Genomic DNA, 14,835 nt, shown 5'->3' on the forward strand with positions numbered 1-14,835 from the left:
AAGGTCGCCCTGGTGGCTTGCATGCACAAGCTGCTGGTCATCCTCAATGCCATCGCTCGCACCAAGTCGCCTTGGAACAACGCTATCGCAGTGACAAATTAAGGTCTTCATTCAAGATGGTTGCTGAGATTCACGGTCACCGAAAAGAAGAAAGCCGTCTTCCGACGGCTTTCTTCCTGGATGCCTGAACGCTTAGTTCAAAGCCACTTTCTTGCCATCTTTGTAGACGGACAGCGTGATGGCGGGGTTCTTCAACTCGCCATTGGGTTCAAACTGGATCGTGGTAGTCACGCCCTTGAAGTTGGTTTTCAGAATCTGCGGCAGGTAGACCTTGGGGTCCGTCGAGTTGGCACGCTTCATGGCGTCGGCCAGCACGAACGTGGCATCGTAGGTGTACGGGCTGTAGATCTGGAATTGGCCGGGGTACTTGGCGTCGTAGCGCTTCTTCCAGGCCTCACCGCCAGGCATCTTGGCAATTGATGCACCGCCCTCGGCGCAGACCACACCGTCCAGGCTCTTCGCGCCCGCGGCAATCTTGATGATTTCCGTGGTGCAGATGCCGTCGCCGCCGAAGTACTTGACGTTGGACATGCCCAACTGATCCATTTGACGCAGCATCGCGCCAGCCTGGGCGTCCATGCCACCGTAGAAGATGGCATCTGGCGACTTGGACTTGATGGAGGTCAGGATGGCCATGAAGTCGGTGGCCTTGTCGGTCGTGTACTGCTCGTCCACCACCTGCATGCCCTTGGCCAGAGCCGTCTTCTTGAACACATCGGCAACACCCTGGCCATAGGCCGTGCGGTCGTCGATGATCGCCACTTTCTTCAGCTTGAGCGTATCGGCGGCGTAGAACGCCAGGCCGGCACCCAGGGCGTTGTCATTGGCGATGATGCGGAACGAGGTCTTGTAGCCCGGCTTCATCAAGCTGGGGTTGGTCGCGGCGCCGGTGATCATCGGAATGCCGCAGTCGCTGTAGATTTTGGACGCGGGGATGGTCGTGCCGGAGTTCAGGTGACCCACCACGCCGGCAACCTTGCTGTCGCACAGTTTTTGTGCCACGGCGGTACCCTGCTTGGGATCGGCAGCGTCGTCTTCGACCTGGGCTTCGAACTTGATCTTCTTGCCGCCGATCACCAGGTTTTCCTTGTTCAGGTCTTCCACCGCCATCAGCACGCCGTTCGCGTTGTCCTTGCCGTAGTGCGCCTGGGGGCCCGACATCGGCGCGACGGAGCCGATTTTCACGACTTGCACATCCTGCGCGAAGCTCAGGCCCGCCATCGCTGCAACGGCAGCGGCCACGGTCAATTTCAGTTTCATTTGCATAAAAGACTCCAAGTTGAAAAAAGTTGAGATGAGAATTTATAACTCAACGGCCGCGAACATATCGCAATTTTGGTGCCCGCAACAGAGGGAACACGCTAGGTCCATGGTCATGACGGGTTTACCCTGTGCCTGCCGTTCTGTCGCCGCAACAACGATTGCACACTGTCACACCCCGGCCGGGTTGCCAATGGCCAGCTCCTCGGCGATTGCCTCGGTCACCGATTGCCGCACCACCTCCTCGATCTCTTCGCGAAGGAGCGGCTCCAGGGATTGGGTGTGCTGCTGCACCACCGCGGCGATGGCCTCGAGCAATCGCTGTTCGACCAACACGTTCACACGCTGCATGACCCGGTGAACCATCTGTTCCTGCATGGAGCTGAACGATTCGGGTTCGGCCGCCTCGTCTGAAAGCGCCATGGCGTCCCCAGCCCACTGTGGCACTGGCTCCTCGACCGGGGTCACGATCTCGGTCAGCGTCGGGACGTAGCGCGGCGGGGTTCGGGCGGCGCCGGGCATCAGTTGCTGCTCCTGGCTGCAAGGTCGTGACGGGTGATGGCGTAGCCGCGGTCGGCGTAGTGCTTCCAGCGGCTGCGGGCCTGCAGGCGATCATCATCCTGCGTGCCGACGATTTCGATCAAGCGCTCGAAGCGCTCGAACCCGTCCGGCACCTGTTCTCCCAGGTTGACCAGAACCTGCTGATGCGGCGCGGCAGACACCGCATCCGTCAACATCACGGGCGATGCCGCCAGCACCGCCGCGTTGGCGAAGGCGCGGCAATGCGGCACGAATTCGAGGGGCGCAAAAGTCCACAGCGCGATATCCAGCATCTGCAGATCATTGGCCCCGGCCGTTACCACGACCTTCGCGCCGCTGCTCACCGCCTTGCGCAAAAGCCGGCAAGCGTAGGCCACCTTGTCGGGTGTGTTGAAGTGGAAGGCAACTTCGGTCATCGGCCAATCAGTCCGGTTTCGCTACTTTTTTAGGAGCTGATCGCGCAGGTTTGACGGGGACTACCGCCTCTTTTCCTGCTTGATCGAGCAGGTAGGCCAGCAGCAGGCCCACGGGCCGCGCCGTCGCGCCCTTGACGGCCCCGCCCTTCCAGGCGGTGCCGGCGATGTCCAGGTGGGCCCAGGCGAACTTGTTAGAGAAACGCTGCAGAAATTTGGCGGCCGTGATGGCGCCGCCGGCGCGTCCGGCCACGTTGGCGACGTCGGCAAAGTTGGTTTTCAGGCCCTCCGCGTATTCGTCGTCCAGCGGCAGGCGCCAGCACGGGTCAAGGGCGCTCTCGCCGGCAGCCAGCAGCGCGCCCGCCAGCGCCTCGTCGGACGAAAACAGGCCGCTGCGCACATGGCCCAGCGCCACGATGCAGGCGCCCGTCAGCGTGGCAATATCGATGACGGCCCGGGGCTTGAAGCGTTCGGCGTAGGTCAGCGCATCGCACAGCACCAGGCGTCCTTCGGCGTCGGTGTTGAGCACTTCAATGGTCTGCCCGCTCATGCTGGTGACCACGTCGCCCGGTTTCACGGCACGGCCATCGGGCATGTTTTCGCACGCAGCAATCAGGCCCACCACGTTGAGGGCGGGCTTGAGTTCGGCCAGGGCGCGAAACACCCCCAGCACGCTGGCCGCACCACACATGTCGAACTTCATCTCGTCCATCTCGGACGCCGGCTTGATCGAAATGCCGCCGGTGTCGAAGGAAATGCCCTTGCCCACCAGCACCACCGGCGCCTGCGCTTTGGCCGCGCCTTCGTACTTGAGGACGATGAAGCGCAGCGGCTCCTCAGACCCCTTGGCCACGGCAATGAACGCCCCCATGCCGAGCTTGGCCACCTCCTTGGGACCCAGCACTTCGCACGTCACCCTGGGCAGTTTGCCCAGCGCCTTGGCGGCATCCGCCAGCAGGGTCGGCGTGGCATGGTTGGCCGGCCGGTTGGCCCACTCCTTGGTCAGTTCGACCCCCACCACCGCCGCCACCGCGTGCTCGAACGCCGCCTTCACGGCTGCAGCATCCGGCACGCCCAGCAGCACGCGCGCGATTTTCCGCCCCTCGGCACTGGGTTTGGTGGTGGTGTACACGTAGCTGACATCCGCCGCGGCCAGCACCGCGGCGCGCACGGCAGCGCCCGATACCTCGGCTATGGCGCCAACAAAGCAAATGCTCACGCGCCGGACCGGCCCCGCCTTGATGGCACCCACAGCGGCCTGAACAGCCTGCCGAACTTGTCTGGCCGATCCGTCGCCCGTCCCCGCCAGAACCGCCCTCGGCGCCGCCATACCGGGGCAGCGATAGAGTTGCAGCAGCTTGCCGGGCTTGGTTTCGAAATCGCCGGCCTTGAGGGCTTCGCCCACCAGTTGGGTCAAGGCGTCCTTGCCGGGCTTGAATGTTTGCGTGACCAGCACGATCAAGGCATCACATTTATCCAGGGCTGCCGCTGTCAGATCGAGAGTTTTAAGTTCAAAGTTCATAATTGCGCTTTTCGTTCCAACCGATGTTATTCCATTCCTCGATCCGCAAAGAGCTGGCGCGCAGTTTTGGCGCGACGCTGGTGGTGCTGGCCACCGTGGTGGTCACCATGATGCTGATCCGCACGCTGGGCCAGGCCTCGCGCGGCAGCGTCAATCCCGCGGACGTTCTGATGGTCATGGGCTACACCGTGCTGGGGCATCTGACCACCATCCTGACGCTGAGCCTGTTCATCGCCATCGTGAGCACGCTGTCGCGCATGTACCGCGACAGCGAAATGGTGATCTGGTTCGCCAGCGGGCGCGGGCTGGCGTCGTTTTTGTCGCCCCTGCTTCGTTTTGCGTTGCCGATCTTGATTGTCATTGCGCTGCTTGCCGTGTTTGTCTGGCCCTGGGCCAACCAGCAAATCCAGGACATGCGCGACCGCTATGAAACGCGCGGTGACCTCGACCGCGTGGTGCCAGGGCAATTTCAGGAGTCTGCGGGCGGCCGGCGGGTGTTCTTCGTCGACAAGAACACGGGGAGCGGCAAGGCGGGCAGCAATATCTTCATATCCGACACCGAAAACAACAAGCAGATCGTGACATCGGCGCGCAGCGGGCGCATTGAGAACATAGGCAATGACCGTTTCCTGATCCTTGAACACGGCCAGCGCCTGGAGAGCGAGACCGCCAAGCCCGACATCACGCTGAGCGAGTTCGAGGAGTACGGCATTCGCATCGGCGAGAAAGTTTTGGGCGTACAGGAAGCAGCGCCGCCCAAGACCCTGTCCACCGCCACGCTCATGCGCAAACCCACTCCTGATTACCTGGGGGAGTTGTCCTTTCGTTTCGGGCTGGCTCTGGCCGCCGTCAATTTTGTGCTCATCGGGCTGGGCGTCTCCAGCGTGAATCCGCGCATGGGCCGCAATGGCAACCTGGCTTTCGCTTTTTTTGCCTTTGTCGCGTACTACAACCTGCTCAACCTGGGGCAAAGCTGGATTGGCGACGGCAAAACAAGCTTCAGCGGCATGATGCTGGCCGCGCATGGTGGCACCTTTGTGCTGGCCTGGCTGTGGCTGCTCAAGCGCCACAACAACTGGACCTTGCGCGCCGCATTGCGCCGGCGCGAGCGCCGAGGCGCGAAGCCGGCGGGGAGCATGACGTGAGAACGGTGCGGCGCATGATCCACGCCGACGTGCTGGCGTCGGTCGCGTTTGTCACGCTGGGGTTTTTGGCCCTGTTTTTCTTTTTTGACTTTGTCGACGAGTTGCGCTCGGTGAATCAGGGCGTGGCTGGCGGCTACCCCTTGAAATACGCACTGGTCGTGGTGCTGCTGGAGTCTCCCAGCCGTCTGTACGATCTGCTGCCGATCACCGTGCTCATCGGCACGATCTTCGTCATGGCCCGCATGGCCCAAAGCTCCGAGTTCACGATCCTGCGCACCAGCGGCCTGGGTCCGTGGCGCGCACTGCAAATCCTGGTGGGGCTCGGGCTGATGTTTGTGCTGTTCACGTTTGCCGTGGGCGACTATGTGGCACCGGCAGCCGACCGCGCGGGCCAGTTGCTGCGCTCGCGCTACCTTGGGCAAATCACGGTCGGGCAAACGGGTGCCTGGCTGAAAGAAAAGCAGGGCAACGACTCCTATTCGGTCAACGTGCGCTCGCTGCTGCCCGACGGCAGCATGCGCGGCGTGCGCGTCGTGGAATTCGACGCCCAGGGCCGTCTCCTGTCAGTCGTGCAGGCGGCGCAAGGCAGTTTTGCCAAAGATGGCACCTGGCTGCTGACGGATGTGTCCAGGACAGACTTCAATACCCAGCTGGACGCGGGAATGTCGGCAAAACCGGACAGCGTAACCCGCAGTGTTACACCCTCCCTGCGCTGGCCCAGCACCATCACGTCCGAGATGGTGTCGGTGGCGTTGCTGCAGCCCGAGCGCATGCGCACCGTGGACCTGTTCCAGTACATGCGCCACCTTGAGGCCAATGGGCAGTCGTCACAGCGCTACGAGATCGAGTTCTGGAAAAAGGTGTTCTACCCCCTGAGTTGCCTGGTCATGGTGGTGCTGGCGCTGCCCTTTGCCTACCTGCACTTTCGGGCCGGCGGCATCTCGACCTACGTTTTCATCGGCGTCATGACCGGCATCAGCTTTTTCCTGCTGAACAACCTGTTTGGCCACTTCGGCAACCTGCAGAACTGGCGGCCCTGGCTTGCCGCCGCGGCACCCGGACTGATCTACTCGGTGTTGTCGCTGGGGGCCTTCGGCTGGCTGGTGCTGCGAAGGTAGTCATGGTCACCGTCAGAGGCATCGTGCTGCTTGCGCATGGGTCGCGCGATCCGCTGTGGCGCCGGCCCATCGAGCGCGTGGCGGCGCACATGCGCGAGCACGATGCACAGGTGCTGGTGGCGTGCGCCTATCTGGAGCTGACCGAGCCCGACCTGGCCACCGCCACGGCGCAACTATTGGAGCGAGGTGCCGACTCGATCCGCGTGGTGCCGATGTTTCTGGGGATCGGCCAGCACGTGCGCGACGACCTGCCGCGCCTGGTCGCGGAACTCAAAGTCCGGTATCCGCAAATTCGACTGACGTTGCAGCCCGCCATCGGCGAGGACGCCCGGATGATTGAATTAATGGCCCAAATCGCACTTTCCTGATGATTTGATAGATCTTTGCGGCATAATAAATTTCATTGTTAGTTGAAATTCGTTATGAATCTACATCAATTCCGCTTCGTCCAGGAGGCCGCGCGCCGCAACCTGAACCTGACTGAAGCGGCCAAGGCCCTTCATACCTCGCAGCCCGGCGTATCCAAGGCCATCATCGAGTTGGAGGAAGAACTTGGCATTGAGATCTTTGCGCGCCATGGCAAGCGCCTGAAACGCATCACCGAGCCGGGCCAGCATGTGCTCAGGAGCATCGAGGTCATCATGCGTGAGGTGGGCAACCTCAAGCGCATCGGCGAGCAGTTCAGCGCCGAAGACAGCGGCACGCTCAGCATTGCCACCACCCACACGCAGGCCCGCTATGTGCTGCCGGTGCCGGTGGCCAAGCTGCGCGAGGTCTATCCCAAGGTCAACATCAGCCTGCACCAGGGCACACCCGCCGAGGTGGCCAGGATGCTGATCGATGAAGTGGCCGAGATCGGCGTCGCCACCGAGTCGCTGGCGGACTACCCCGACCTGATCACCCTGCCCTGCTACGAATGGCAGCACGTCGTGGTCCTGCCCGCCGGCCATGCGCTGGCCAAAAAGGAGCGCCTTACGCTCGAAGACATCGCGCAAGAACCGATCATCACTTACCACCCCTCCTTCACCGGACGCACCAAGATCGATCACGCCTTTGCCCAGCGTAAATTGCAGCCACGCATTGCGCTCGAGGCGATCGACTCCGACGTGATCAAGACCTATGTGCGGCTCGGTCTGGGCATCGGCATCGTGGCCGAAATGGCGGTGCGCGACGTCTCCAGCAGCGGCGCCGACGCCGATCTGGTCGTGCGCCCCGCCGGGCAGCTGTTTGGGCAGAATGTGGCGCGCGTCGCCTTCAAGCGCAGCGCCTATCTGCGCGATTTCGTTTTCAAGTTTGCCGAGCTGCTGAGCGACCGGCTCGATCGCAACCTTATTGTCAGGGCCATGACCGGCCATGTGAATGATTATGAGCTTTAACTCCCCCCCGAAGCGGCCTGCGGCCGCCTCCCCCTCAAGGGGGCGCTACCAGCAGCCCGGCAAAGCCGGTTCTGCGGTAGCCCTGTAAACAACCCCGCCCTCTTTCATTGCCTGCTGCATTTACCCATGAGCACGACCGTACGCACTCCGCTCGTTCAGACCAAATTGCCCACCGTTGGCACCACCATCTTCACCGTCATGTCGGGCCTGGCCGCGGCTAGAGGCGCGGTCAACCTCGGGCAGGGTTTTCCGGATTTCGATTGCGACCCCAGGCTGGTACAGGCCGTCACCGACGCCATGGCGCGCGGCCTGAACCAGTACCCGCCGATGCCGGGCGTGCCGCTGCTTCGCGAGGCGGTCGCCGCAAAAATCAGGGCCCTGCATGGCCCGCACAACGGCCGTGACTACGATGCGGCCAGCGAGATCACCGTCACGGCCGGCGCCACGCAGGCCATCATCACCGCCATCCTGGCCGTGGTGCACCCCGGCGATGAAGTCATCGTGCTGGAGCCCTGCTACGACAGCTACGTGCCCAACATCGAACTGGCCGGCGGCACCGTGGTGCGCGTGCCCCTGACGCCCGGCACCTTCCGCCCCGACTTCGACAGGATCGCCGCCGCCATCAACGCCAAAACCCGCGCCATCCTGATCAATTCGCCGCACAACCCGAGCGCGACCGTCTGGACACGGGACGACATGCTCAAGTTGCAGGAGATCCTGGCGCCAACCGACGTGCTCTTGATCAGCGACGAGGTGTACGAGCACATGGTCTACGCGCCAGCCGAGCACCAGAGCGTGGCGCGCTTTCCTGGCCTGGCGGCACGCGCCTTCATCATCTCCAGCTTCGGCAAAACCTACCATGTGACGGGCTGGAAGGTGGGCACCGTGGCCGCGCCCGCGCCGCTCACCGCAGAGTTCCGCAAGGTGCACCAGTTCACCGTGTTTACCGTCAACACGCCGATGCAATACGGGCTGGCGGCCTACATGGCCGACCCCAGGCCTTATCTGGAGCTACCCGCGTTCTATCAGCGCAAACGCGACCTGTTCCGCGAAGGCTTGGCGCGCACCAGGTTCAAGCTGCTGCCCAGCGAGGGCAGCTACTTCCAGTGCGTCGACATCTCGGCCGTGAGCGACCTGAACGAAGCCGAATTCTGCAAGTGGCTGACCACCGAGATTGGCGTGGCGGCCATTCCGCTGTCTGCCTTCTACGGCGACGGGTTCGACCAGGGCGTGGTGCGCTTTTGCTTTGCCAAGAAGGATGAGACGCTGAATCTGGCTCTGGAGCGTCTCGCGAAACTGTAGGCGCCGCCTGACGGCTGAACGCGCTCCCGTCCTGCTTGATTTCATTGCGCTGCGGGCAAGAATGAAAGCACATAACAAAGGGTGCTTTCATGTCTCTATCTCTCATCGTCCTGATTATTCTCGTTCTTATTCTGGTGGGCGCCCTGCCGACCTGGGGCCACAGCCGGAATTGGGGCTACGGCCCGAGCGGCGGTCTTGGCCTTGTTGTACTCGTGGTCGTGGTACTGCTGCTGATGGGACGCATCTAGTCAGCTGTTGAGCTGAATCCACAGCTTTTCCAGTCGCTTGATGCTCACCGGCTGCGGTGTGCGCAACTCCTGGGCAAAGAAGCTCACGCGCAGCTCTTCCAGCAGCCAGCGAAACTCCTGCATGCGCGCGTCCACCGCCCCCTTGCGCTCGGCCACCAGGCGCCAGTAGCGCTGTTCCTGCGGGCGCAATTCGGCTAAACGGGCTGCATCGCGGGCCGGGTCGGCGCGCCACTTCTCCAGCCGCAGGGTGATGGCCTTGAGGTAGCGTGCAAAGTGCTGCAGCTGCCCGTAGGGCGTGGCGGCCAGGAAGCGTTTGGGCATCAGTCGCTGCAACTGCTGCGCGGCGTCCAGCGCGGCCTCCGTCGCATTTTTCGTGTCCTTGATCTTGCGCTGCGCCACCGCGAACTCAGTCAGGATGCCGCCGGCCAGCCGCGCCACCTCATTGGCAATCAGCGTCAGGCGCCCGCGGCCGTCCTCCACCCGCTTGGTGAACTCGGCCTCGTGCGTCGGCAGCGGCTCCAGCAGGAAGGCGCGGTCCAGCGCCACCTCGATGATTTGCTGGCGCAGCTCTTCCAGCGTGCCGCCGCCCGAGTTGTCAGCGGCGCGGCCCACCAGCATGAACTGCGTCGCCATTTTTTGCAGGTCGGGCAGGTTCTTTTCAAGGTATTTGAGCGCGTCGCGGATCTGCAGCGAGAACAGCCGCCGCAAGCCGGCACGGTGTTTGGCGGCGGCCACATCGGGCTCGTCAAACACCTCGATCGTGACCGCATCGCCCAGGTCGATCAGCGCCGGAAAACCAATCAGCGTTTGCGATCCCTTGCGGATTTCCATCAGCTCGGGCAACTCGCCGAAGCTCCAACGGGTGTAACGTTCAACGGTCTTGGGCGCTATCTTTTCGGGAGCTGATTGTGCACGACCCGCCTGGGCTGGAGGCCTATTTGATGCTGAATCCGTGAGCGAGCCGGCGCTTTCCCCGGCGCCCGATGCAGCCGGCACAACCCGGCTTCTGAGGCCAGCCAGCGCCTGGAACGCGCCGCGCGCCTGCGACCCCAACTCGCCCTTGAGCGCGCCCAGGTTGCGGCCGGTGCCCAGCTGCCGGCCGTGCTCGTCCAGCACGCGAAAGTTCATGAACAAATGGGGCGGCAGCATGTCGAGCTTCATGTCGGCGCGCTTGATGTCCAGCGAGGTCGCATCGCGCACCAGCTTGAGCACCGCGTCCACCAGCGAGCCGCCGCCAAACACCTGCGGCTGGTTCAACGCCTCGGCCATGCGCGTCGCGGTCTCTGGCAGCGGCACCAGGCGCGAGCGCGCTCGCTGGTGCAGCGTCTTGATGAGCGCCTGCACCTTGTCCCGCAGCATGCCGGGCACCAGCCACTCGCAGCGCTCCTCGTTCACCTGGTTCAGCGCGAACAGCGGCACGTCCACGGTCACGCCGTCCCGGGCATCGCCGGGCTCGTGCAGGTAGGTCGCCATGCAGTCCACGCCGCCGAGGCGCAGGGTCTTGGGAAAGGCCTGTGTGGTGATGCCGGCGGCCTCGTGGCGCATCAGTTCCTCGCGGGTCAGCAGCAACAGTTGGGGCTGCCGCCTGACCTCGTCCTTGTACCAGCTCTCGCAGCCGGCGCCGCTGCAGATATCGGCCGGCAGCTGCTGGTCGTAAAAGGCGTAGATCAGTTCCTCGTCCACCAGCACGTCCTGGCGGCGCGCCTTGTGCTCGAGGTCCTGCACCTGGCTGATCAGCTTGAGGTTGGCCGCGAGAAACGGCAGCCTGGTGTCCCAGTTACCCGCCACCAGCGCTTCGCGAATGAAGATCTCGCGCGCAGCCACCGGGTCGATCCGGCCAAAGTTGACGCGCCGCCCGTTGTACACGGCCAGCCCATAGAGCGTGGCACGCTCCAGCGCCGTGACCTGCGCAGCCTTCTTTTCCCAGTGCGGGTCGAGCATCTGTTTTTTCAGCAGATGGCCGGCCACCTGCTCGATCCACGGTGGCTCGATGTTGGCGATGCCGCGGCCAAACAGACGCGTGGTTTCCACCAGTTCGGCGGCCACGATCCAGCGGCCCGGTTTCTTGCCCAGGTGCGCGCCGGGGTGGCGGTAGAACTTGATGCCGCGCGCACCCAGGTACACCTCTTCGTCTTCGAGCTTGCAGCCGACGTTGCCGAGCAGCCCGGCCAGCATCGACAAATGCAGTTGCTCGTAGCTGGCGGGCTGCGTGTTGAGTTGCCACTTGTGTTCAGCCACGACGGTGTGCAGCTGGCTGTAGATGTCGCGCCACTCGCGCACGCGGCGTATGTTGATGAAGTTTTGCCGCAACAGTTGTTCGTACTGGCGATTTGACAGGCGGTGCGCTGGTGCACTGTCATTACGGGGGCCGGCATTCCCTCGAACGCTGGCCTCCCCTCGAACGCCGGCATTCCCGCAGACCTTGTCATTCCCGCGCAGGCGGGAATCCACGGTTGCACGATCGCCTGCCGCTTGTCCACGCATAGCGGCTTGCGGGGATGGATCCCCGCCTGCGCGGGGATGACGAGGGGGAGGCAGCGCCGCGCTGGAATGCCGCACGGGCGGCGGACCGCCGCGGGCGCTTTCCAGCCATTTCCAGAGCTTGAGGTAGCCGCTGAACTCGCTCTTGTCATCATCGAACTTCGCGTGCGCCTGATCGGCCGCGGCCTGCGCCTCCATGGGCCGGTCGCGCACATCCTGCACCGACAGCGCCGAGGCAATCACCATCACCTCGTCGAGCGCCTGGCGCGAACGCGCCTCCAGGATCATGCGCCCCACGCGCGGGTCCAGCGGCAGCCGGGCCAGCTCCTGGCCAATGGCGGTGAGCTCATTGGCGTCGTCCACCGCGCCCAGCTCGGCCAGCAGCTGGTAGCCATCGGCAATGGCGCGGCCCTGCGGGCGTTCGATAAACGGGAAGTCCTCCACCACGCCCAGATGCAGCGACTTCATGCGCAGGATCACGCCGGCCAGCGAGCTGCGCAGAATCTCGGGGTCGGTGAACCGGGGGCGGCCGTCAAAGTCCTGCTGGTCGTACAGGCGGATGCAGATGCCGTTGGCCACGCGGCCGCAGCGCCCGGCGCGCTGGTTCGCGGCCGCCTGGCTGATCGGCTCGACCAGCAACTGTTCCACCTTGCTCCTGAAACTGTAGCGCTTCACGCGCGCCGTTCCAGCGTCTATGACGTAATTGATGCCGGGCACCGTGAGCGAGGTCTCGGCCACATTGGTCGCAAGCACGATGCGCCGGCCACTGTGGCGGTCAAAAATCCGGTCCTGCTCGGCCTGGGACAGGCGCGCAAACAGCGGCAGCACCTCGGCATCGCGAAACACGGGCTGATGGCTCAAGTGCTTGCGTAGATGGTCCGCGGCCTCGCGAATTTCGCGCTCGCCGGGCAGAAACACCAGGATGTCACCGGCGCCGCGACTTGGCCCCCACGCTTCGCGCTGCGCGTCGTCGCTGCCCCCAAGCGCAGCGGCGCCCTGCGCTTTGCTTGGGCCAGGGGCCGTGTCCGTCCTGGGGCGGCCCGGCGCCGGACGGCCGCTCCACAGTTCGTCCACGGCGTCGGCAATCGCCTCGTTCAAGCCGTAGTCGCGCGATTCCTCGAACGGCCGCCAGCGCTGCTCGACCGGGAACATGCGCCCCGACACCATGATGACCGGCGCCGGAATCAACTCCTGCCCCCACGCTCCGCGCTGCGCGTCGTCGCTGCCCCCCGAGGGGGCCACGCCCGGCTTGGGACGGCCCGGCGCCGGGCGGCTCGAAGCAAAGTGATCCGCAAAGCGCTGGGCGTCGATCGTGGCCGACGTCACCACCACCTTCAGATCGGGCCGGCGCGGCAGGATTTCGCGCAGGTAACCGAGCAGAAAGTCGATGTTCAGGCTGCGCTCGTGCGCCTCGTCGATGATCAGGGTGTCGTAGGCCTTGAGCAGCGGATCGGTCTGCGTTTCGGCCAGCAAAATGCCGTCGGTCATCAGCTTGACCGAGGCATCGCGGCCTACGCGGTCCTGGAACCGCACCTTGAAGCCCACCACCTCGCCCAGCGGCGTTTTGAGTTCCTCGGCAATGCGCTTGGCAACGCTGCTGGCGGCGATACGGCGCGGCTGGGTGTGGCCGATCAGTTTGCCGCGCTGTGGATCATTCAGCTTGCCGCGCCCCATCGCCAGCGCGATCTTGGGCAGCTGGGTGGTTTTGCCGGAGCCGGTTTCGCCGCAGACGATGATGACCTGGTGCGCGGCCATGGCGGCCATGATGTCCTCGCGTTTGGCGGACACCGGCAGCGCTTCGGGGAACTCGATTTTGAGCAAAGATGGGGAGGACTGGACTGGCAAGGCGGCAACTTCGTAGAGAATCATGGATTATCCCCGCCCGACCTGCCTGCCGCCGCCCCTGCCCCGCCCTTTCCTGATTGCCTGCCGCGAATGTCTACCGTCTTCAACTTCACCTTCGTTCCCTGGTTCCGCTCGGTGGCGCCTTACATCCACATGCACCGGGGCAAGACCTTTGTCGTGGGCATCTGCGGCGAAGCCATTGCGGCGGGCAAGCTGCAAAACCTGGCGCAGGATCTGGCGCTGATTCGCAGCCTGGGCGTCAAGCTGGTGCTGGTACATGGCTTTCGCCCGCAGGTCACCGAGCAGCTCAAGGCCAAGGGACACGCTGCAAGGTATTCGCACGGCATCCGCATCACCGACGAGGTCGCGCTCGACTGCGCCCAGGAAGCCGCCGGCCAGTTGCGCTACGAAATCGAGGCCGCCTTCAGCCAGGGCCTGCCCAACACGCCGATGGCGGGCTCCACCGTGCGCATGATTTCGGGCAACTTCATCACGGCGCGTCCCGTGGGCATCGTGGACGGCGTGGACTTCCAGCATTCAGGCGTGGTGCGCAAGGTGGACGTGGCGGGCATCACGCGCACGCTCGATTTCGGTGCCATGGTGCTGATCTCGCCATTCGGTTTTTCGCCCACGGGCGAGGCCTTCAACCTGACCATGGAAGAAGTTACCACCTCGGTGGCGATCGCGCTGCAGGCCGACAAGCTGATCTTCGTGACCGAAGTCCCCGGCATTCGCGTCAAGCCGGGCGAGCCCGAGAGCGAAGACAATCCCATCGACACCGAACTGCCGCTGGCCGCCGCCGAGCAGTTGCTGGCCCAGTCGCCTCCCGGCCAGCATCCGACCGACACCGCGTTCTACCTGCAGCACTGCGTGAAAGCCTGCAAGGGTGGCGTGGAGCGCAGCCATATCCTGCCGTTTGCGGTGGACGGCTCGCTGCTGCTGGAAGTCTATGTGCACGACGGCATTGGCACCATGGTGATCGACGAGAAGCTGGAGAGCCTGCGCGAGGCCAGCGCCGACGACGTGGGCGGCATCGCGCAGCTGATCGAGCCGTTCGAGAACGATGGCACCCTGGTCAAGCGCAGCCGCACCGAAATCGAGCGCGATGCCAGCCTCTACACCGTGCTGGAGCACGACGGCGTGATCTTCGCCTGCGCCGCGCTTTATCCCTATCCCGAGGCCAGGACGGGGGAGATGGCGGCTCTCACCGTGTCGCCGCAAAGCCAGGGCCAGGGCGATGGCGAAAAAGTCTTGAAGCGCATCGAGCAACGCGCGCGCGCCGCCGGCCTGCAAAGCATTTTTGTGCTGACCACCCGCACCATGCACTGGTTTCTCAAGCGCGGTTTTGAGGTGGTCGATCCCGACTGGCTGCCCGAGGCGCGCAAGCGCAAATACAACTGGGACCGCAAGAGCCAGGTGCTGGTGAAGAAGCTCGGCTGAGGAACGCATCCGGCAGTTGATCCAGATCAAGCGCCCTACTCGTTCCCAAGCGGCGCTTACTACTTCTTTCATAGCAACATGTTGC

12 protein-coding genes are annotated in these 14,835 nt (G+C 63.9%); 7 read left to right on the forward strand and 5 right to left on the reverse strand.

What is annotated here, in order from left to right; genetic code table 11:
• Positions 1-192 precede the first annotated feature (192 nt).
• The 4 genes from B0E49_RS09335 to B0E49_RS09350 all read right to left on the reverse strand — a co-directional run bounded on the left by B0E49_RS09335 (position 193) and on the right by B0E49_RS09350 (position 3,795).
• Positions 193-1,326 carry a branched-chain amino acid ABC transporter substrate-binding protein gene (locus B0E49_RS09335; protein ID WP_077561929.1) on the reverse strand — a complete coding sequence of 378 codons (1,134 nt, stop codon included), beginning with the start codon at positions 1,324-1,326 and terminating at the stop codon, positions 193-195.
• 165 nt (positions 1,327-1,491) lie between these two features.
• On the reverse strand, positions 1,492-1,842 hold the full coding sequence (locus B0E49_RS09340) for a hypothetical protein (RefSeq protein ID WP_077561930.1): 351 nt from the start codon (positions 1,840-1,842) through the stop codon (positions 1,492-1,494).
• Positions 1,842-2,276: a DNA polymerase III subunit chi gene (locus B0E49_RS09345; protein WP_077561931.1), complete on the reverse strand. Its 435-nt coding sequence runs from the start codon at positions 2,274-2,276 to the stop codon at positions 1,842-1,844. The genes B0E49_RS09340 and B0E49_RS09345 overlap by 1 nt, the downstream gene beginning before the upstream one ends.
• A gap of 7 nt (positions 2,277-2,283) precedes the next feature.
• Positions 2,284-3,795, reverse strand: coding sequence for a leucyl aminopeptidase (locus B0E49_RS09350; protein ID WP_077561932.1), 1,512 nt, complete (start codon positions 3,793-3,795; stop codon positions 2,284-2,286).
• A gap of 23 nt (positions 3,796-3,818) precedes the next feature.
• Between B0E49_RS09350 and lptF the strand changes: the two genes are divergently transcribed.
• From lptF to B0E49_RS09380, 6 genes are all read left to right on the forward strand, one after another.
• Positions 3,819-4,940 (forward strand): LPS export ABC transporter permease LptF, encoded by a 1,122-nt coding sequence (gene lptF, locus B0E49_RS09355; protein WP_077562035.1) that lies wholly within the window; start codon positions 3,819-3,821, stop codon positions 4,938-4,940.
• On the forward strand, positions 4,937-6,058 hold the full coding sequence (lptG, locus tag B0E49_RS09360; RefSeq protein WP_077561933.1) for an LPS export ABC transporter permease LptG: 1,122 nt from the start codon (positions 4,937-4,939) through the stop codon (positions 6,056-6,058). The genes lptF and lptG overlap by 4 nt, the downstream gene beginning before the upstream one ends.
• 2 nt (positions 6,059-6,060) lie before the next feature.
• Positions 6,061-6,426, forward strand: a complete 366-nt coding sequence (locus tag B0E49_RS09365) for a sirohydrochlorin chelatase (RefSeq protein WP_077561934.1) — start codon at positions 6,061-6,063, stop codon at positions 6,424-6,426.
• A gap of 54 nt (positions 6,427-6,480) precedes the next feature.
• A complete protein-coding gene (locus B0E49_RS09370; RefSeq protein WP_077561935.1) occupies positions 6,481-7,434 on the forward strand; it encodes a CysB family HTH-type transcriptional regulator in 954 nt (317 codons plus the stop codon).
• A gap of 126 nt (positions 7,435-7,560) precedes the next feature.
• A complete protein-coding gene (locus B0E49_RS09375; protein WP_077561936.1) occupies positions 7,561-8,736 on the forward strand; it encodes a pyridoxal phosphate-dependent aminotransferase in 1,176 nt (391 codons plus the stop codon).
• A gap of 89 nt (positions 8,737-8,825) precedes the next feature.
• Positions 8,826-8,984, forward strand: coding sequence for a DUF3309 family protein (locus tag B0E49_RS09380; protein WP_077561937.1), 159 nt, complete (start codon positions 8,826-8,828; stop codon positions 8,982-8,984).
• Here the strand turns inward: B0E49_RS09380 and hrpA are convergent, their stop codons facing one another.
• The gene (hrpA, locus tag B0E49_RS09385) at positions 8,985-13,334 is read right to left on the reverse strand and encodes an ATP-dependent RNA helicase HrpA (protein ID WP_077561938.1); all 4,350 of its coding nucleotides are present in this window, start codon (positions 13,332-13,334) and stop codon (positions 8,985-8,987) included. It abuts the gene before it with no gap.
• 66 nt (positions 13,335-13,400) lie between these two features.
• On the opposite strand from hrpA, the gene argA reads away from it, so the two are divergent.
• Positions 13,401-14,750, forward strand: a complete 1,350-nt coding sequence (gene argA / locus B0E49_RS09390; RefSeq protein ID WP_077561939.1) for an amino-acid N-acetyltransferase — start codon at positions 13,401-13,403, stop codon at positions 14,748-14,750.
• Positions 14,751-14,835 lie beyond the last annotated feature (85 nt).

The sequence above is a fragment of the Polaromonas sp. C04 genome (assembly GCF_002002705.1).
GTDB lineage: Bacteria > Pseudomonadota > Gammaproteobacteria > Burkholderiales > Burkholderiaceae_C > Rhodoferax_A.